Below are 18,493 nucleotides of genomic sequence, written 5' to 3'. Positions count from 1 at the left end.
CCGCAGCTCTCGCCGCAACTAGGATGTGGCCAAGTGAAACTGTCCTTGACCTAGACGAACTTGCCTTGGGAATCCTGTCGCCACTCTCCCAGGGCGGATTCCAGGTCCGTCTGGAATTCGAACCCGTTGCTCATGAGCCATTCGGGGACTATATGAGTACTCTCATATAGCTTGGCCAGTCGATCGCGATCGACTGGATTACGGAAGCCGATCTTGTTCAGAACCTCGAAGGGTATCGCAGCCAAATTTGCCAGCCATATGGGCAAGGTCATCCCGGGTCGCTTGAAGCTCCCTACGCTGCAGAACTTTTCCACGATGTCCCCGATACTGTCTGCATTCGGATAGGCGAAGTTATATACAACGTAGTTCTGCGGGTGGTTTCCAGCAAAGGTGAACGAACGGACGAGATCGCCGACATAGCCCGCGCTTTTGATCGTGTCTTTCCGGCCGATATAGACGAACCGGCCTTTTCTCAGCGCTCCGGCCAGTCGTGTGTAATTTCCCCTGTCGTAAAGCCCGAATATTACCGCGGGCCGGCAGATGACGAGCTTTCTATCTTGATTTCGGTGAAGCCAGCCCTCGTGCAAAAGCTCGGCAACTCGCTTTGAATTTCCATAAGGATTCACAGGAGCAAGAGGGCTTTCCTCCGTCTTTGGCTCCTCGCCCGGTCCATAGATCGACATCGTGCTCGTGAAAATGATGGTCCTCGCACCCGTGGCCTCGGCAAAATCGATGATGCGCTGCGTGCTGACGACGTTCACATCGTAATACTCCCTCTCAGGATGACCCGGGAAGTCTCTTATCGCCACCAGGTTGTAGAGAGTTGAGCCTTCCTCGCCCAGCAACACCGGGACGGGCTGGCGCAGATCATGCTGAACGTACTCCACGCCGTCGATGCGAGCTTGCGGTGCACAAATGTCTACCGAGATGATCTTGTCGTGCGCTCGGCTTGCGGCAAGATGCTTCAGTAGATGGAAGCCGATGAACCCGCTCCCACCAAATACAATCCCGCGGGTTCCCATCTCACTCTCCAGTTCTTCTTTTGGCAGGTTCGTCCATTTCTTCCATACAGAAGACTTGGATGAAAAAGCAAAGGCATTATGCGTGGAATGGTGCAGTTTGGCTGAAGACGTGAGGCTCCCGGGCGCACTTAGAGCGGGGACACAGTGTACTTGATACGTTGCCGTTTCGGAGCGTTAGGCAGCTGCGCTGCTTCCGTCCATGCGGACCACCTCGCAGGCCCCGATAGTCCAAGTCCCTCCGTATGTGCGGGACGATCAGTTCGGACGGGGGAATCGGTCACTCAGATGAAGTGGTCCCCAAAGGCGATATGGGCGGATTGCGCTACCTGTAATCGGCAGGACCGGCGCGTGCGGCTCCTAGTGCTTGCAATGGTCCACGACCACCCCTATCTGCCGGGTGTCATCCATTTCAGACCATCATATTTCCCAGGCCCCGGCTGGGCGAAATTGCGCGTTCGGCAGGCCGAACTCTCCCCAAAGAACAATAAGAAGGAGACGTAGCATGGAAGCCGCCAAGACCCTTCACGAGATGACGGCACGTGAGCGCCTCGACCTGATCGAGACAGTCGCAGATGCGCTCGAATACAAGGCAGAGGAAGCTCTCGATGCCGGCCGGCAGAAAATCGCCGCGAACAACTTCAACCTGGCAGCCGCAATTCGTGGCCTGGCGACCCTGGACGCGAGTGACGATCTGGCCTCTGCCGAACTCCTCCTGCAGATCGGCATCAACTATTGTGTCGCCCCGGAGCCTGACCTTCAGAGGCACACCTACCACTAAGCCAAGTGGAGTACCCGCCGAGAAAATGGTAGCGAGATCGCGGTCTGGGTAGACCGCCGCGCGATTTTCCGAGGCGGAAGGGCGACAGCACCCGCAAGGCGTCGCGGAGCGGCCAGCCCACTGGTCACGACAGTGGGCGCGCCATGCGAGGTACGTGGACTTGATCCGTAATGCCTCCCTTTGATCGGGAGTGCGTCAGCGACGTCACCACAGGCATACCAGCTACACCGATCTGCTGCAGCGCAGTCCCGCAGTCACTGCGGCATAGGGATGTCCAGGTCCAGGAACGGCGCGTACTGCTGAGCGCCAAAGATGTCACCGTCGCCCGCGCTGCCACTCGGCGACAGACGCAGGATCGTGAACTTGATGGCATAGGCGGGATCATATTCGACGAAGTCGGTCAGGCGACTTTGATCAATGCCGAGGATCTGGCGCACGGTCTGCGGGGTCAGCGCCTTCGACTGCTTCACCATCTCGTAGGTCTCCCGCTCGCGGAAGATGATGTCGAAGGTGATCTTGTCGGTCCCGGCATTCTTGCTGCGGATGGTTTTGGCGAGATCCGAGAGCTTCTTCGTGGTCATTGAGCGGCCTCCAGCTTTGCGCTGTCGATAATGTCGGTATGGGTCGGAAAGAGTTCGAGCGGATCGCTGACCGCCATGGTGTGGTTGAGCGTCCAGCGGTAGGCGGGGCTTGCAGGCATGACCTCGTCGAGAACAAAGGAAACGCCACCGGCGGTGCCCTTGACGTCCGGCAGCCGAGCGTAGAAGAGCTGGCGCGTCCCGGTGATGGCAACTTCCTCGGCCATTTCCTTGGTCGGCGCCACGCCCTGCACCACGATCATCAATTCATGCGCCGGCTTGTCCTTGAGCGGCTCCATTTCCCCCATGATGCCGTTGCGTCCGAAGACATTGTAGTGCAGTTCCCAGCCATCCGGCCCAAACCGCTCGCGCACCTGCGTACGGGCCCACTCGATCACCTCGTCCACATGGGCGATCGTGTAGGGATCGCGGATACCCGCCATGCCTACATATCGTTCACCGATCTTGCCGGATCCTTCGAGCTTCACGCGGAAGTCGGTCGCAGGCACGAATTCCATGCCGGTGACACGCGTCGTCTTTTCCGAAACCTGCTCGTAGGCGCAATTGGTCATGTCGAGCATGCCACCCGCCACATATTCGAAGAAGGGGTTCGATCGTTCATACATGGCGTGCCCGGCGACCGAGGCCACCGTACAGCGCTGCTCCGGCGCCATGGCGGTCACCTCCACCCAATCGTCGGTTATCTCGCCAAGGACCGTCTCCTTGGCACCATAGGGCTCGGCGCAGAAGGATGCACACTCCAGCACCTTCCCGAGATAGTAGGACTGTGCTTCCGGAAAGCCCCGCGCCAGTGCCGCAGACGCAAAAACGGCACTGTCGGAGGAACGGCCGCCAATGATCACATCGCATCCCTGATCCAGAAGAGCGCGGAAGGGATGGACACCTGCCATCGCAACGATGCGGTCGGTGGCGTCCAGCTCTTCCTCGGTCAGGTTGAGGCGCGCATCCAGACCCTGGATGGGTGAGCCGCCCCGGATCTTGGAGCGGACGAACTCCTTGTCCACTTCCGAATAGAACCAACCGATCTTGAAGGCCGGCAGCCTGTGGCGGGCGGCGATCTCGCGGATCATTTCGACATACATGTCGACCCGGCTGTTCGTGCCGGTATCCCCGGCGGACCCGATGATCATCGGTACTCCCAGCCGGCGCGAAGCGAGCAGCATTTCCTCAAGATCGTGCTCCTGCCATGCCTTCGGACTGGCGCAGGTGTCATGGCCAAGCGGCCCCGGGCCGATATCGTCACTCCCGCTGTCGGCCGCAATGAAGTCCGGCTGGCGCTCTACCCCCAGATGAAAACTGGCCGGTTTCAGGGGCGCGAAGCCGAGGTGCCCGTTGGGGCAGATTATCGTCATGGACCGCATATGCTATTCTCCGTGCACTGGCTGATCATTCGCACTGGAGAATGCATGCCTCGTGCCAGATGAAATGGCCGCCCTAACGACTTGATCTTACATGAATTTTTTGGAAGGCTCTGGAGCTCCTGCTGCCATTGCGCGAAGTGCACGCAGCCGCTCGCGTGCTGCGCGCCTGCCTCACTCCGACAGCAATCCGAGCTTGATCATCTGATGGCGCATCGCGTGACGGCTGATCTTCAGCGAGGTCGCCGCGCGCTGGAGGTTGTCATCGGCAGCCTTCAGAGCCTGCTCGATAAGCCGCTTCTGGAAGTGGGCCGTCGCCTCATGGAAGCCCAATGTGAGATCCACCTCCGCATCCTCGCGCGGACCTGATGAAGGGCCCTGCCCCTGCCCCCTTGCCTTGACGCTACGCAGGATCCGGTCTGGAAGGTGGTGGGTGTGGATGACATCCTCGTCTTCGAGGATGAAGATGCGTTCGATCAGGTTCTCCAATTCCCGGACATTGCCCGGCCATGGATACTTCAGGAAGATCTCCTGCACGTCCGGGCTCAACCCGACGATCTGGCGATTGTACAACCGGTTGAATTTGTCGATGAAATGCCGCGAGAGGATGAGCACGTCGCTTGCCCGCTCACGCAGGGCAGGAAGATTGATGGCAACGACCTGGAGCCGGTAATAGAGGTCCTCGCGAAAGCGGCCCGATGTCACCTCGCCGAGCAGAATCTTGTTCGTCGCCGCGACCAACCGGACATCCACTGAGGTGGTTGTCACGGCACCCACCCGCCTGAAGCTCTGGGTGTCCAGAAAGCTCAGGAGCTTCGCCTGCAGGACAAGATCCATCTCGCGAATCTCGTCCAGGAAAACAGTCCCCTTGTGAGCGGCCTCAACGAGACCTGTCTTCTTGACCTGGGCACCGGTGAAGGCCCCGCGCTCATGACCGAACAGTTCCGATTCCAGCAGGCTGTCGGGAATGGCCGCACAATTGATATCTACGAACTCTCCCGTGGCGCGTGCCGATTGCTGGTGCAGCATTCTTGCGACGAGCCCCTTGCCGGTGCCGGTTTCACCATAGATCAGGACGGTTCTGGCAGGGCTCCTGGCGACGCGGGCGATAAGCAGCCGCAAGGCATCGATGCTCGGATGTTCACCGATGAGATCGCGCTGATAATCTGCCATGGTCCGCCCTGTCTGAGACATGGCGACTATACCGCGATTTCAAATGACTGCCATTGCCTCAGGCAGGGGTTGCCCTCGTGGAAATAGAGGCGGCCTTCCGTGCAGCAGAAGATTGCGGAAGAGATCGTCTGGGAGCCGCCGTCCCCGGAATGCTGGCAAAGCGGCCCGCAATCGAGACCATCCTCCGCATGCGTTGCCATCAAGGCGGCGGCAGCGGCGACATCCCAGTCCCGGGCAGGAATTTCGCGCGACAGGAATTCGAGCCGGGCGATCGAGTTGGCGTCGATCCGGTCCCCTTCTTCCATCAGGTTGAATTCGCGCATGGTTGGTGTCGTGAAATGATTGGTCCGCCAGGAGAGGGTTCCCTTCTCGACCCCGACCCGGTCCGTCCCCAGTTCGATTGCCGCCGTATTCCCGGCACGATCTCCCAAGACAATATTGCCGCCGCCTGCATGCGTCCGGTCGGCGATGAACGAGATAGCCTCCTCGACGGTCGCGCAAGTTGCAAGGATGCGTGTCATGAGGAAGTAGCGCAGCCAGCCGATCCCATGGCGGCGGGAGCCGACATGGTTGTCGACGAGCGCAAGCCCGGCATCATTCATCCCGCTGGAATAGGCGCCCGGACTGCCGGCACTGCCGACGCAGATCATTCGCCCGCTCGCGATGTCTGGACCCTCGTGAAGAAAGACCCGCTGTATCCCGAGATGGGTCCCAGAGAAATCCCTGTTCTTGACGACAAGCGGCCCGTCGGCTCCCGCGCCGACCGCAAAGGTGCTGCATCCATCGACGTCGGGTGCGGGATCTGCGGCCGGCACAAGATCCCGAAGGATCGTGATGTGCTGGTGTAGGAAGAGATCACTCTCCGAAAGGCCGAAGCCGTCCGCGATTCCCCGCAGTTCCGCCATGGAATGTGGATCATGTTCGGTCAGGAAGGCGCGTTGCGCCTCGATGTAACGCAGGTTCTCCGCATTTATCAGCCCGGACATGCGGGCCTGCTCGACCCGCGCGTAGATGGCGGCACCTACTTGCTCTGTGGCAATCCCGGCTTTGGCGGCTTGCGAAACACCACGTTCGTAGGGCGAACCGGAAAGCAAAACGGGACGGCCTTGAACGGGATCGAAGTTCTTCACCTGTGTTACCCCAGTATGGAGACGTTGTCTTGAAGGAGATGACATGCGGCACTGTGTCCACCGCCGAGATCCTGCCGGATCGGCACCTCCCGTCGGCACCGGTCCACCGCCAGCGGACAACGGGTGTGGAACTTGCAGCCCCGCGGCGGGGATTGCGGCGAAGGCAGGTCCCCCGTCAGCCGCACCCGGTTTCGTTTCCCAGGATGATCGACATCCGGAACGGCCGACATCAGGCTCTGGGTGTAGGGATGGCGGGGCTTCGACAGAACGCGTTCAACCGGTCCCATCTCGACGATCTCGCCGAGATACATCACGGCGACACGGTCGCTCAGATAGCCGATGACCGATATGTCGTGGGACACGAAGAGGTAGGTGAGGCCCATCTCCTCCTTGAGGTCCGTCAAGAGCTTGATGATCTGCGCCTGGATCGAGACGTCCAGCGCCGAGACAGGCTCGTCGCAGACGATGAACTTGGGGTGGCTGATCAGGGCACGGGCGATGCCGATCCGCTGTCGCTGACCGCCCGAGAACTGGTGTGGGTAGCGGTCGAGATGACCAGTCTTCAAGCCTACCTTCTCCATGATGGCCGCCACCCGGTCGCGCAGGTCGCCCCGACCGGAGGCCAGCCCATGAAGCTTGAGCGGCAGGCCGATGATGTCTCCCACGGTCCGGCGCGGGTTGAGGGAGGCATAGGGGTCCTGGAAGATGATCTGCATATGTCGCCTCATCGCCTTCAGGGCGTCGGGCTTCAGACTGGTGATGTCCTCATCATCGAAGATCACCTTCCCTGACGTCGGCTCGTGAAGCCGCAGCAGGGTCCGCCCGAGCGTCGACTTACCGCAACCGCTCTCGCCGATCAGGCCGAGCGTTTCTCCTCGTCGAACATCGAAGGAGACGCCGTTCAGGGCACGGATGTTGATGGCCGGTTTGCCTGTCAGCAAGGCAAGAGGCCCACGCTGTCCGCCGTAGTGCTTCGTCAGATTGTCCACCCTCAAGAGTGGCTGCGTATCTGTCTCGTTCATGCCTCGACCTCCGGCAGGCGGATACAGCGAGCCCGGCGAGCGGCGCCGACCTCGCGCATCTCGATGACGTCCAGGCAGGCATCGAGCCGCTCGCTGCATCGGGAGTAGAAGCGACATTGCGGTGGCAGTCCAATCAGGTCCGGAACCTGGCCTTCGATCGGGGTGATTGGATGGCCACGCATGGACAGTCGCGGGATCGAGCCGAGGAGCCCCTTGGTATACGGATGCCTGGGATCGCCTATGACTGCCTCCGTCGGACCCTGCTCGACCACCTGCCCGGCATACATGACCATGACCCGATCACAATATTCCGAGACCACGCCGAGATCGTGCGTGATGAGGACGACGCTCATGCCGAGCTTGACGCGCATGTCGGCGATCAGCTCGAGGACCTGCGCCTGGATCGTCACGTCGAGCGCCGTCGTCGGTTCGTCGGCGATCAGCAGCTTTGGCCGGCAGGCAAGCGCGATGGCGATCATGATGCGTTGGCGCATGCCGCCGGAGAACTCGTGCGGATAGTTCCTCAGCCGGTCGGCCGCCGAAGCTATGCCGACCAGTTCGAGCATTTCCACGGCCTTTGCGATTGCCGCCTTGCGCCGAGCGTTCCGTTCCGGCGGAAGCGTCTCATCGTGCGCGTAGAGGACTTCGAGTATCTGCTCACCGACCGTGAGAGCCGGGTTGAGAGCCGTCAATGCATCCTGCATCGTCATGGCGATATGGCGGCCACGGACCTTGCGCATCTCCTGCGGAGAGAGTGCCCGCAGGTCGACGCCGTTAAACCGGATGGAACCCGCTTCGATATGTCCAGGCGACCGGACGATTCCCATGACCGACGAGAAGGTCACGCTCTTGCCGGACCCGCTTTCACCAACCACGCCGAGGCACTCGCCCGGTCGGACGGCAATGTCGACCCCATCGACGGCGAAAGCCCGGCCGGCGCGCGTATCGAAGACAGTCCGAAGACCTTCGACTTCGAGAAGTGGAGACGGATGGGCTGTCATTCGTGGAACCTCGGATCGAAGGCATCGCGCAGGCCCTGGCTCGCGACGTTGATCACAAGCACCAGGAGAAGGATTGCCAGGCCGGGGAAGGTCGATACCCACCAGGCCTCCAGGATGAAGGCACGGCCGTCGGCGACCATCGAGCCCCAGGATGCCGTTGGCGGCTGGACACCAAGACCAAGGAAGCTGAGGCTGGCTTCCAGGATGATCACGTCCGCCATGCGGATGGTTGCCACCACAAGGACGGCGGAAAGCACGTTCGGCATGATCTCACGGATCATGATGTGGAAACGGGAGGCACCAAGCGCGCGAGCGGCTTCCACATATTCCAGTTCCCGGACCGCCAGCGTTTCGCCGCGGACGACGCGGCAGGGAATGACCCATTCCTTGTAGACCAGCGCCAGCACGATGTTGAACAGGCCGGGCCCCATCATCGCCATCAGGCCGATCGCGAAGATGAGGTAGGGAAAGCCGAGCAGAATATCGACCAGCCGTGAAATGACGACGTCGACCCATCCGCGCAGATACCCGGCAGCCAGACCGGCCATGATCCCGATCATCGTTGCCGCGATCACGACGACGGTGCCGATGAAGATCGAAATCCGGGCGCCGTAGATGATGCGCGAAAGGATGTCGCGCCCCAGCGCGTCGCAGCCAAGCAGGTAGCCCCACTCGCCCCCTTCCATCCAGGCGGGCGGCTGGAGCCGCCGGAAGAGGTCCGTTTCGTAAGGATCCTGCGGCGCGATCCATGGCGCGAATACGGCCATGATGACGAACACAAGCAGCACCAGCGCGCTCCCGAGCGCCAGACGGTTCTCCTTGAAAGAAGAGAGATTTCGCCGGAACGGAGAGACTGCGGCGGCGGGGACCGGATCGGAGACCGCACTCATAGCTTCACCCGCGGATTGAGGACGGTGTAGAGAATGTCGGCGACGAAGTTCATCAGAACATAGGTCACGGCGTAAAGCAGGACCGCCGCCTGGACGAGCGGATAGTTGCGCACAAAGATGCTCTCCACAACCAACCGGCCAAGCCCAGGCCAGCCGAAGACGGTTTCAACGATCATATTGCCCCCGAGCAGCGAGCCCGTTTCGATGGCCGCGACCGAAACGGTCGGGATGAGCGCGTTCTTCAGCGCGTGGCGGTAGAGGATCCTGTGCCGGCTGATGCCTTTGGCTTCGGCGAACGCCACATAATCCTGTCGCATGACCTCCAGCATGGCTGTTCGGGTAACGCGCGTCAGGATCGCAGTCATCGGCAGGCCGAGCGTGATCGCCGGCAGAACGATATGCCTCAGGGCATCCCAGAAGGCGTAGAAGCGCCCATGCACGAGCGTGTCGATCAGCAGGAAACCCGTCACCATCGGGACCTCGCTGTCGAAGCCGATCCGACCGGAGACCGGCAGGAGGCGAAGATGCACCGCGAAGAGCATGAGAAGCAGGATGCCGAACCAGAAACCCGGCAAGGAGACCCCGAAGAGGGAGCCGACCGTCGCTATGCGGTCGATGATGGTGTTCTTGTGGATGGCCGCCGCCACACCGAGGGGAATGGCGGTGGCAAGGGCGATGACCATCGCCACAAGACTGAGTTCGATGGTCGCGGGCAGCCGCTCCACGATTACGTCGAGCACCGGGCGCCTGTGAAAGAAGCTGGTCCCGAACTCGCCCTGCAAGGCGTTACCGACAAAGCTCAGGAACCGCTCCGGTAGTGGACGGTCCAGCCCCAGATCACTGCGAAGCAGGGCTTCCTGCTCCGCCGTCATGTTCTGGTCGCCGATCATGATCTCAACGGGGTCGCCCGGTGTGAGCGCCAGCATCAGGAAGACGATGAGGCTCACACCAAGCAGGACCGGGATCAGTTGCAGCAGACGTTCGACGAGCGTACCCAACCGCATCGACCGCGTTCCGCTATTCGACGCAGGCGTCGTGGAGATTGATGCGGCTGTCGGCACTCGGCTTCCAGCCTTTCACCCGCTTCGAAACCCCGTAGATATCCTTGGGCACCCAAAGATAGACATAGGGCTGGTCGGCGTTGATGATCGTCTCCGCCTCCTTGTAGAGAGCCGCCCGCTTGTCGGCGTCGAGTTCGACAGAAGCCTTGTCCAGCAGTTCGTCGAGCTTCGGGTTCGCGTAATAGGCGGTGTTGCCGCGGTCGCCGCTACGATGCGTCGGGACGAAGATGTCGTAAGGGTCGAGCGAACCGTTACCCCAGGAGGTGAAGTACATGTGCCCTTGCGGAGCCTCGCTCTTCGGGTCCCATTTTGCCTTCAGCAAGGCACCTTCGCTCACCTCGACCTTGGCGCGTATCCCGCTCTTGGCGAGAACGGAGGCGATTGCTTCCACCGTATCCTTGTGGGCACCTTCCGTGTCGATCACGACATCGATGCCATCCGGATAGCCGGCTTCGGCGAGCAGCGCCTTGGCCTTGTCCGGATCATAGCCGGCCGCGGGAAGCTCCGAAGCGCCGAATGCAGCGGGGCTGAGGATGCCTTCGATCGAGACGGCATTCCCTCCGAGGATGCGGTCGACGATCAGCGACTTGTCGAGTGCATGGGCCACAGCCTGGCGGACCTTGATGTCGTCGAAGATCTCGCCCTTGTTGTTAAGCGCGATGAAGAAGCTGCGCGTCCCGTTGACGGTCATGACTCCCGTGTTCGGATTTGACTCGACCTGCGAGATGGAAAAGGGCGGAAGCTCGTTGATGATGTCGACGTCGCCGGACAGGAGGGCGGCCACGCGCGAGGCGGTCTCCGGAATGATCTTGAAGATGACACGATCGACGCACGCCTTGCCCGCGGGCGCGATATCAGGCGAACCGCCGTAGTAGTCGTCAAAGCGCTCCATGATCACGGAATCGCCCTTGCGCCACTCGACCAGCTTGAAAGGGCCGGCACCGTTGACCTCGGTTGCCAGTCCCGCAGAGCCGACCTTCTCCACGAAGGACTTCGACACCACCTCCTGCACCGGCAACATAGCCGGAAGGATAGGCCAAGGCTCGCTCAGCGTGACAATGACCTTGTTGCCATCAACGGCAACCGAGTCCACCGGCCCAAGCAAGCTCTTGCGCGGACTGGTCTGGCCGTCCCCCATCGCGCCTTCGACCGTCAGGCGGTCCAGCGTGAACTTGACGTCCTCCGCCGTCAGATCAGTTCCGTCGTGGAACTTGATCCCCTGGCGGATGACGAATTCGAAACTGGTAGGTGATGTCTGCGTCCAGGATTCAGCAATCTCCGGCACGATCTCCATGTCTCCATCGCGCGTGAGTATCCCGTCGTAGAGATTGCGGATGATGGTTTCCGTCTCGCGGTTGCGATGGTTGGCGGGATCGAGCGTAAGGGCGTCAGTGGTGAAGCCCACCCGGATCTCGGATGCCTGCAGCGGCGTCAAGGGCAGCATTGCGAGGGCTGCCGAAGCCAGAAAGATGCGTCTGAAGTTCCCCATTGGATTCTCCTTCTTGCGGTTAGCGCTGCGGCCTTCTTTGCGTGCCGGCAGTCTCTCCAATTCCTGCAATCGCCATGCCAGCCAGGGTGGCCAACAGGATGCATCCGGAAATTTTCAATCGGTCCAGCGGGTTACTCCCAGAGGTTAGAATTCCTTCTAACGTCAGCAAGGCCTGCGCGTGTGATATGCGCCGCTTGATGCGTGAGTATCGCGCGCCTGATCTACACCACCCTCAAACTGAGAGGCGTGTGCGTTCAAGACGACAGACAATCTCTCCTGAAGTCCGCGCCGACCCGTCGGTTCAGCGGCTCGCCGTCTGCCTGGCCTCGACCGCAGTATCATTCTCGATCTGGCTGCTGGGATAGAGCACGACCTCCTCTCCTTCATCGAGGCCCTCGAGAACCTGGACTGCTAGCGCATTGCGCTGGCCGATGATCACCTTGCGGAGGATGGCACGACCCTCTTCGACGACAAAGACCGACCAGTCGTCGCCGGTGCGGAAGAAGGCGCCGAGCGGTAGCTGGGGAACGCTCTCCTCGAACATGATGACGTCGACATCCACACGGAAGCCATGGCCGAGGCTGCTCCACAGCGCAGGTGGCGAGACGATGTCCAGAACCACCTTCACACGCTGTTCCTCGATTCCGAGCGCCGACACCTTGGTTTCACCGAAAGGCTCTATCCGCTTCACCCGCGCCTCGAGTTCGTCTCCGCCCCAGTTTCGCACGACCGCCCGCTGACCCGCCTCGACCGTGACGGCATCCTCCGAAAGAAGATCCACAACCACCTCGATGTCCTTTGGATCACCTATGTCGAGCAGTGGTGCTCCCGCCTCAACGACCCCTTCGCTTCGCCTCAGCACTTGCAGCACAAGGCCGTTCACCGGCGCCATCACGCTGACGCATTCGCAGGCATCGCTACGGCTGTCGATCTCCTGACGGGTGAGAAGTTGCGAACGCGCCCGCGCGAGCTCGAATTCACGGACCTCCAAAGAGGCCTTCGCGGTAGCAAGACTTGTCTCTGCCACCCGAAAGGCGCGCTCTGCCTCGTCGAGCGTCCGTTGCGAAATCGCCTGATGCTCGCTCTGTATCCGGGCGCGTGCAAGTTCCGTCGTCGCATATTCGAGATTGACCTGCGCCCCCTCAACTTCGGCAACCGCAAGCTCGCGGGCTGCGACAGCTGCGTCGACGGCGGCGCGTTGGGCGGCCTCCGTTCGAACATCGAGAAACTCGGGAGGGGCCGGCTCGATCCTCGCCAGCTCCGTCTCGTTCGCCGCCACCGTGTCGCCTGGCTCCACAGTCAGCCGCTGGAGGTGTCCCCGCAGCGGCGCGTGAAGAGTATAGACATGGCGTACCCTGGTTTCGCCTTCCTCGCGGATCGCAACCCGGAGCGGCGCCGTGGTTACATGCGCAATATCCACCTGCACGGGCTGCGGACGAAGGGAATAGGCCACGCCGCCGGCCAGTACTGCAAGCAGGCCTCCCCAGATAATGATCCGTCTGCCGATTACGCGCACTGTACTACTCCCTCGTTTTCAGGACGCCAATCAGGTCCAGGCGGTCAAGGCGCCGCCGCACGAACGCTGCACAGGCGACCACGGTGGCGACGGCAATCAGCGAGGCCTCGCCATAGGTTTGAGGCTCGATCACCAGCGGTACCCGGTATAGCTCTGTCTGGAAGGCGGCTGACATGTACCAGGACAGAAGGAAGCCGATGCCGCAGCCAAGCGGGATTGCGGCAATTGCAAGCACGCCGATCTCGCCGAGCAGGATGTAGGAAATCTCCCACCTACTGAACCCGAGAACGGCAAGTGTCGCCAGTTCGCGCGCGCGTTCCGAGAGCGCGATCCGAATAGCATTGTAACTCACGCCAAAGGAGAGGATCACCGAAAAGGCGACGAAGAATCCGATGAAGATGAGGATGGTTTCGCCCATGGTCTCGAAGAATTTGTCCAGTGCGGCCTGCCGGAAGAGGATAGCGGTTATGCCCGGTAGTTCCTTGAGCTTCATCAAGAGCGTCTCGCGTACGGACGAGTCCAACTTCACGTGCAAACCGGAGACGACTTGACCGTCGTTCATCAGCCGGTTGAGTGCATTGATCTCCATGTAGACCGGCGTGCCGATATAGGTCTCAAAAGTTTCGACCACAGGGAGATCGAAGCTCGGTCGGGTTCCCTCCAGAACACGCACCTGGACCGTATCGCCCACGCCGACATGAAGAAGTTCGGCAAGCATCGTCGACATCACGAGCCCCTCGCGCCTAGGAGGCACGACCACGCCGGCATTGTCGTATATCGGGCTGAGGCCGGCGTCGGCAGGGAGCCCGATGAGCCCCTGCCGCTCGGTCCGGTGGCTGCTCGAGATTTCTGCCGCGACGTTGCGAAACGGCTCCGTGGCGAGTACCGCGGGAAGATGCCCGAAGTCGATTTCCGCACGGCGCGGCTCGATCTCGCTGAATATGATGGTGGCGTCCTGATGCTGCGATCTCTCGAAGACCGTCCGGGCCAGGACGTTGATGGCGTCCATCCACTGCAGCGCCAAGATCAGGACGGCGACCGACATGGCAAGACCGAGTGTCGTAAGAGACGCGCGCAACGGCCAGCGCATGATACGCCTGAGAATGATCCGCGTGGGCTCGTCCAGCATGCCGAGCTGCGCCCATGTCCGGCCGTAACTCGGCGGATTGGGCGGCACCATGGCCGCGGCCGGTGGCAGACGCACGGCACGCGCGACCATGCCAAGCGAGCCAGCCAGCGCGGCAGCCAAGCTGACGGCGCCGGCAATCAGGAAACCCTGCGGGCTTGGCCGGTAGAGCAGGAAAGGAAAGCGATAGAAGTTGGCGTAGAGGCGCGTATTCCAGTGCCCGAGCCAGGCGCCGAGTGCCCAGCCGACGAGGACGCCGATGGAGGAAATGGTCAGCACCATCTTCGCGTAATGCCAGCCGATCGCCCAGTTGTCGTAGCCGAAGGCCTTGAGCAGGCCGATCTCCCGCCTTTCCGTCTGGATCAGCCGCGCCATCACCATGTTGGTCAGAAATGCCGCCACTGCGAGGAAGATCGTAGGCATGATGCGCGACATGTTGATCTGCTGGCGGATCTCGCTCTGCAGGAACCAATTGGAGATCTGGTCCTCGCGTCCATAGGCCCCGTGGCCGCCATAGGGCTCGAGGAGGACGTCGAGGCGCGCGATCACGCCGTTCGGGTCCGCACCGCGCAGCAGTGTGAGCGTCACGCTGTTGAAGGCCTGGTCCATGTCGAAGGCCGCAGCAAGACTGTCGCGATCCATCCACAGAACGCCGAAGCGCCGATCGTCCGGCATCATGCCACCTGGCGCGATCGCATAAACGAACTCCGGGCTGAGCGCGGTACCGACCACCCGCAGCGTGCGCTTCTGCGAACCCAGCACCGCCTCGAACGTGTCGCCGGCGGCGAGGTCATGCGCCTCCGCAAAAGGCTCGTTCACAACGACAGCGTCCGGCTCTCCCTGTTCCGGCAGGCCTCCGGAGCGGATGACGAGAACATTGTGCAACTGCGGGCCGCGGGTTGGCAGCGAGATGACCTGGCCGATCGCCGGCTCGTTGAAGTCAGGCATGTCAAGAATGGCGCCGCGGACGATCCGGCTTTCGGCGACGGCAACTCCCGGAATGCCGGAAACTTCCCGCAGCAGCCGTTCCGGCGCGCGCTTGGCCTGGGCGAAGATCTCGGCAAAACGCGACCTTTGGTAATAGGCGTCCGTCGTCTCTTGCAGCGCCTGAATCGTGGTGAGCGCCATGACGAGCAGGGCAGCGCCGGAGGCCACCACCAATGCAATAGCCAGGACCTGCATCTTCAGACGCCACAGGTCTCGGAGGAGTTTGTGGTCGAGGCTCCGCATGGTCACCACGTAAGTTCGGCAGTGGTGCGTCGCGTCTCGTTGACGCGGGTTTCGACGATCCGGCCATCAGCAAAATAAACGACGCGGTCGGCGACATCGGCAATGCCGGCATTGTGCGTGATGAGGGCAGTCGTGGTGCCAAGTTCCTTGTTGATCCTCAAGATGGCGTCGAGCACCAGGATGCCGGTCTTGCTGTCCAGGGCACCAGTCGGCTCGTCGCACAAGAGCAGGTCCGGCCTCTTGGCGATCGCGCGGGCAATGGCGACCCGCTGCTGCTCGCCGCCGGAAAGCTGCGCGGGAAAGTGATCCTGACGCTCACTAAGTCCGACCAGTGCCAGCGCTTCCTCGGGCTTCATGGGATGACGTGCGATCTCGGTGACGAGCGCGACGTTTTCCCGTGCCGTCAGACTGGGGATCAGGTTGTAGAACTGGAAGACGAAGCCGACGTGGTCGCGGCGATAGGACGTCAGCGCCCGATCGCTCGCCTTCGTCAGATCGTGTTCCCGAAACCGGACATCACCGGTCGTCGGCTGGTCCAAACCTCCCAGGATATTGAGCAGGGTCGATTTGCCGCTCCCGGACGGCCCGAGAAGGACAACGAGCTCGCCCTGGTAGAGATCTAGGTCCACATGGTTGAGTGCGGTCACCTCGACCGCACCCATCTTGTACACCTTGGTCAGATCGCGAGCCTTGAGGGCCACGGGTTTAACATCGGCCATTGCCGCTGCCTTTCACACCCCGGTAGCAGTTCACCGGGGCAGTCCAGTTCAATCACAGCGGTAAACTACCCCAATGCGCAGCCGAGGAATTGCGCTATGTCAAAGGTGGCTGCAGCGCTTTCTTGGCGAGGAGTGGTCAACCGCGAACGCTTCCTCACCGAACTGACGCTCGATCCTCCGGATGCCACCAGCGATCAGGCGGGCGTGCCGCTCCTGGACGAGGACTACCTGATCCTTTCGACCATCCATTCCGGCAAGGGGCAGGAATGGCGCTCCGTCTTCATGCTGAACTGCGTCGATGGCTGTATACCTTCCGATCTCGCCACCGGAACCACCGCAGAGATCGAGGAGGAGCGGCGCCTTCTCTATGTGGGCATGACAAGGGCACGCGACAGCCTCACGCTGATCACCCCACAGCGTCTCTTCACCGGCGGCCAGAACAGCCAGGGCGACCGCCACGTGTATGCGTCCCGGACCCGATTCATCCCCGCGACACTCCTGCAGTTCTTCGAGACGGCAACCTGGCCGCAGGTGAGTACTGCCGCGGGAGAGCGAAGCGCAAGACAAGTGCGGTGCCCGGATGCGCTCGATGTGGAAGTGATGGCCGGCGCCGAACGCCCTGCATTGACCCCACGCAACACGGCAGGGGTCGGAAATTCATCTCAGCGCCGCCGGTCTAATGTGGTGGAGTTGACGATCTCGACGCCTCAGATGTCGCGCCTGCTTCCAATCCTGGAACTCTCCCCTACCCGCCTTGCTGATTGGCGTCGCATCTCTCCGGTAATCCGGACGCATGCCTCAACAGGGAAAGAACATCCGCAGGCGCGTCGTTCGCGCGCCACGCCACAAAATGGTCGGGCCGGACGAGCACGTAGCGGGCTTTGTATCTCTCTCTACCATCCAATGCGTTGTCCCGAAGGATTTTCAGTGGCATCCCGACCGTCGCTGCTGCTGACTGGAACGCCGCAACTGCCTCGGGATCCGGCTCAACGGCGAGCAGCGTGAAGTCCCTCCCCAGCGCCTCAAAGACATTTCGACCATCCGAAAGCGGTTGCGGCGCCAGGTGATGGCCCGGGCGCGCTTCGAATAGATGATTGCCTAGCGCGCTAGTCCGCCCGCCGGGTTCACCGCAGATGATCGGGGACCCTGCGTAGTTCGGCTCAAATGCATTCACCTCTCCCTTGGCGCCAGAGCTACGTGCAGCCCATTCGGCTTCGAAGGCGGCCCGGTCACGGTCGGGATCGTAAGTAGCCAGAAACGCCCGGTCGCTTTCGATGGATTTCTCAATGAAGTCGCGAGCCGTGGACGCGAAGACGGGGCGTCTCTCGCAGTCATAGCTTTCAAGGAGCCCTCCACCGCCCCAATGCTTCAATGTGGCGGAGAGCTTCCAACCGAGGTTCCGAGCATCTTCCAGGCCTGTATTGATACCATAGCCTCCATAGGGCGGATGGCTATGGGCGGCATCACCTGCCACGAAGATACGGCCGCTTCGGTAAGTATCGGCCATAGCAACACGCAGATCCCAGAAGCCTATATAGTCGAATTCAACATCAAAGGATGCGCCGACCGCGCGGTGCAAATAGGAGCGGAAATCGAAGTTGTCGCGGGTAGTCCCGATGGGAACGGGCGCATGGAAAAACCAGGTGCTTCCCAGGTCTACTCGACCGAAGAACTGCCAATATCCTTCAAGATCTGGATGGAGGACATTGTAGAAGCTCTTGCCCGGATAGCGCTCGAGCAGTCGATGGAGTTGCTCTGACCGGAAAACGAGAAGCACCATGAGGCGGTCGTGATCAGAGCGGGTCTGGCTTATACCCGCGGCTTCTCGTGTGACGGACTTGCTGCCGTCGCAGCCAACAGCATAGTCGCCTTGCACCGTGATGCGTTCACCGTTCGTGCCGTGCGCTGCCTCTACACGCACACCTTGGGCATCCTGCTCCACGCCCTCGACAGTCCATCCGTAAAGTATCCGGACGGTTTCCAGCTGACCGGCCCGGTTGCGTAGGACCTGTTCGGTCGCATACTGCGGAAGCCGCTCGTTGTCGGTGAAATAGTAGGGGCGCACGAGCTCTCGCTGAAGCCAGTCATAGTGGTACTCACCCAGCAGCGTTCCATAGGCTGTCAGCCCCCCGATCCCATAGTCCCTGGGTACGGTACGCGCGGCGCGCAGCTCGTGTTCAGCGCCCCATGCATGGAAATGCTCCATCGTGCGCTGTGTCAGGTTCTGCCCCTTCGGAACAAGCTGCGGTGCACTGTACTTCTCGATGAGCACGACATCGATGCCGCGCTGTCCCAATTCGATCGCGAGCCCGGTGCCGACCGGGCCGCCACCAATGATCACCACCTGGGTCCCTATGGTATGCATCATATGATCCACGT

Annotated in this window: 15 protein-coding genes and 1 pseudogene; 2 read left to right on the top strand and 14 right to left on the bottom strand. The window is 61.3% G+C overall.

From position 1 onward, the window contains the following. Nucleotides 1-50: 50 nt before the first annotated feature. Nucleotides 51-1,022, bottom strand: a complete 972-nt coding sequence (locus tag NT26_RS05015) for an NAD-dependent epimerase/dehydratase family protein (protein ID WP_052637714.1) — start codon at nt 1,020-1,022, stop codon at nt 51-53. A gap of 502 nt (nt 1,023-1,524) precedes the next feature. On the opposite strand from NT26_RS05015, the gene NT26_RS05010 reads away from it, so the two are divergent. Further along, the gene (locus NT26_RS05010; protein WP_052637713.1) at nt 1,525-1,800 is read left to right on the top strand and encodes a hypothetical protein; all 276 of its coding nucleotides are present in this window, start codon (nt 1,525-1,527) and stop codon (nt 1,798-1,800) included. 254 nt (nt 1,801-2,054) lie between these two features. On the opposite strand, the gene NT26_RS05005 is transcribed toward NT26_RS05010, so the two are convergent. The 12 genes from NT26_RS05005 to NT26_RS04950 form a co-directional block, all read right to left on the bottom strand. Continuing rightward, nucleotides 2,055-2,381 carry a DUF4387 domain-containing protein gene (locus NT26_RS05005; protein ID WP_052637712.1) on the bottom strand — a complete coding sequence of 109 codons (327 nt, stop codon included), beginning with the start codon at nt 2,379-2,381 and terminating at the stop codon, nt 2,055-2,057. Beyond that, nucleotides 2,378-3,760, bottom strand: a complete 1,383-nt coding sequence (locus tag NT26_RS05000; protein WP_052637711.1) for an acyclic terpene utilization AtuA family protein — start codon at nt 3,758-3,760, stop codon at nt 2,378-2,380. Before NT26_RS05000 ends, NT26_RS05005 begins: the two co-directional genes overlap by 4 nt. A gap of 171 nt (nt 3,761-3,931) precedes the next feature. Beyond that, entirely contained in the window at nt 3,932-4,930 is a 999-nt protein-coding gene (locus tag NT26_RS04995; protein ID WP_052641883.1) for a sigma-54 interaction domain-containing protein, read from the bottom strand. Between the two features lie 26 nt (nt 4,931-4,956). Further along, nucleotides 4,957-6,060, bottom strand: coding sequence for a C45 family autoproteolytic acyltransferase/hydrolase (locus tag NT26_RS04990; RefSeq protein WP_162197775.1), 1,104 nt, complete (start codon nt 6,058-6,060; stop codon nt 4,957-4,959). A gap of 5 nt (nt 6,061-6,065) precedes the next feature. Then, nucleotides 6,066-7,082 (bottom strand): ABC transporter ATP-binding protein, encoded by a 1,017-nt coding sequence (locus NT26_RS04985; RefSeq protein ID WP_052637709.1) that lies wholly within the window; start codon nt 7,080-7,082, stop codon nt 6,066-6,068. Further along, nucleotides 7,079-8,083: an ABC transporter ATP-binding protein gene (locus NT26_RS04980; RefSeq protein ID WP_052637708.1), complete on the bottom strand. Its 1,005-nt coding sequence runs from the start codon at nt 8,081-8,083 to the stop codon at nt 7,079-7,081. The genes NT26_RS04985 and NT26_RS04980 overlap by 4 nt, the downstream gene beginning before the upstream one ends. After that, the gene (locus NT26_RS04975; RefSeq protein ID WP_052637707.1) at nt 8,080-8,973 is read right to left on the bottom strand and encodes an ABC transporter permease; all 894 of its coding nucleotides are present in this window, start codon (nt 8,971-8,973) and stop codon (nt 8,080-8,082) included. The genes NT26_RS04980 and NT26_RS04975 overlap by 4 nt, the downstream gene beginning before the upstream one ends. Then, the gene (locus NT26_RS04970) at nt 8,970-9,977 is read right to left on the bottom strand and encodes an ABC transporter permease (RefSeq protein ID WP_052637706.1); all 1,008 of its coding nucleotides are present in this window, start codon (nt 9,975-9,977) and stop codon (nt 8,970-8,972) included. Before NT26_RS04970 ends, NT26_RS04975 begins: the two co-directional genes overlap by 4 nt. A gap of 13 nt (nt 9,978-9,990) precedes the next feature. Next, a complete protein-coding gene (locus NT26_RS04965; RefSeq protein WP_052637705.1) occupies nt 9,991-11,523 on the bottom strand; it encodes an ABC transporter substrate-binding protein in 1,533 nt (510 codons plus the stop codon). Nucleotides 11,524-11,824: 301 nt separating this feature from the next. Continuing rightward, nucleotides 11,825-13,039 (bottom strand): efflux RND transporter periplasmic adaptor subunit, encoded by a 1,215-nt coding sequence (locus NT26_RS04960; RefSeq protein ID WP_052637704.1) that lies wholly within the window; start codon nt 13,037-13,039, stop codon nt 11,825-11,827. A gap of 4 nt (nt 13,040-13,043) precedes the next feature. Beyond that, nucleotides 13,044-15,395 (bottom strand): ABC transporter permease, encoded by a 2,352-nt coding sequence (locus NT26_RS04955; protein WP_052637703.1) that lies wholly within the window; start codon nt 15,393-15,395, stop codon nt 13,044-13,046. A gap of 2 nt (nt 15,396-15,397) precedes the next feature. Next, nucleotides 15,398-16,114, bottom strand: a complete 717-nt coding sequence (locus NT26_RS04950) for an ABC transporter ATP-binding protein (RefSeq protein WP_052637702.1) — start codon at nt 16,112-16,114, stop codon at nt 15,398-15,400. A gap of 129 nt (nt 16,115-16,243) precedes the next feature. Between NT26_RS04950 and NT26_RS22305 the strand changes: the two are divergent. Then, nucleotides 16,244-16,715 (top strand): annotated as a pseudogene (locus tag NT26_RS22305) (3'-5' exonuclease); the annotation flags it as partial. A gap of 144 nt (nt 16,716-16,859) precedes the next feature. Here NT26_RS22305 and NT26_RS04940 read toward each other — a convergent pair. Further along, nucleotides 16,860-18,482 (bottom strand): FAD-dependent monooxygenase, encoded by a 1,623-nt coding sequence (locus tag NT26_RS04940; RefSeq protein WP_082077639.1) that lies wholly within the window; start codon nt 18,480-18,482, stop codon nt 16,860-16,862. Between the last annotated feature and the right edge of the window lie 11 nt (nt 18,483-18,493).

This window comes from Pseudorhizobium banfieldiae, from assembly GCF_000967425.1.
Classification (GTDB): Bacteria; Pseudomonadota; Alphaproteobacteria; order Rhizobiales; family Rhizobiaceae; genus Neorhizobium; species Neorhizobium banfieldiae.
This window is presented reverse-complemented; position numbering and strand designations above follow the sequence as displayed.

What these genes read in the sequence shown, in the direction of transcription:
- NT26_RS05015 (WP_052637714.1), bottom strand. Translation starts at nt 1,022, where the DNA reads ATGGGAACCCGCGGGATTGTATTTGGTGGGAGCGGGTTCATCGGCTTC.
- NT26_RS05010 (WP_052637713.1), top strand. Translation starts at nt 1,525, where the DNA reads ATGGAAGCCGCCAAGACCCTTCACGAGATGACGGCACGTGAGCGCCTC.
- NT26_RS05005 (WP_052637712.1), bottom strand. Translation starts at nt 2,381, where the DNA reads ATGACCACGAAGAAGCTCTCGGATCTCGCCAAAACCATCCGCAGCAAG.
- NT26_RS05000 (WP_052637711.1), bottom strand. Translation starts at nt 3,760, where the DNA reads ATGCGGTCCATGACGATAATCTGCCCCAACGGGCACCTCGGCTTCGCG.
- NT26_RS04995 (WP_052641883.1), bottom strand. Translation starts at nt 4,930, where the DNA reads ATGGCAGATTATCAGCGCGATCTCATCGGTGAACATCCGAGCATCGAT.
- NT26_RS04985 (WP_052637709.1), bottom strand. Translation starts at nt 7,082, where the DNA reads ATGAACGAGACAGATACGCAGCCACTCTTGAGGGTGGACAATCTGACG.
- NT26_RS04980 (WP_052637708.1), bottom strand. Translation starts at nt 8,083, where the DNA reads ATGACAGCCCATCCGTCTCCACTTCTCGAAGTCGAAGGTCTTCGGACT.
- NT26_RS04975 (WP_052637707.1), bottom strand. Translation starts at nt 8,973, where the DNA reads ATGAGTGCGGTCTCCGATCCGGTCCCCGCCGCCGCAGTCTCTCCGTTC.
- NT26_RS04970 (WP_052637706.1), bottom strand. Translation starts at nt 9,977, where the DNA reads ATGCGGTTGGGTACGCTCGTCGAACGTCTGCTGCAACTGATCCCGGTC.
- NT26_RS04965 (WP_052637705.1), bottom strand. Translation starts at nt 11,523, where the DNA reads ATGGGGAACTTCAGACGCATCTTTCTGGCTTCGGCAGCCCTCGCAATG.
- NT26_RS04955 (WP_052637703.1), bottom strand. Translation starts at nt 15,395, where the DNA reads ATGCGGAGCCTCGACCACAAACTCCTCCGAGACCTGTGGCGTCTGAAG.
- NT26_RS04950 (WP_052637702.1), bottom strand. Translation starts at nt 16,114, where the DNA reads ATGGCCGATGTTAAACCCGTGGCCCTCAAGGCTCGCGATCTGACCAAG.
- NT26_RS04940 (WP_082077639.1), bottom strand. Translation starts at nt 18,482, where the DNA reads ATGATGCATACCATAGGGACCCAGGTGGTGATCATTGGTGGCGGCCCG.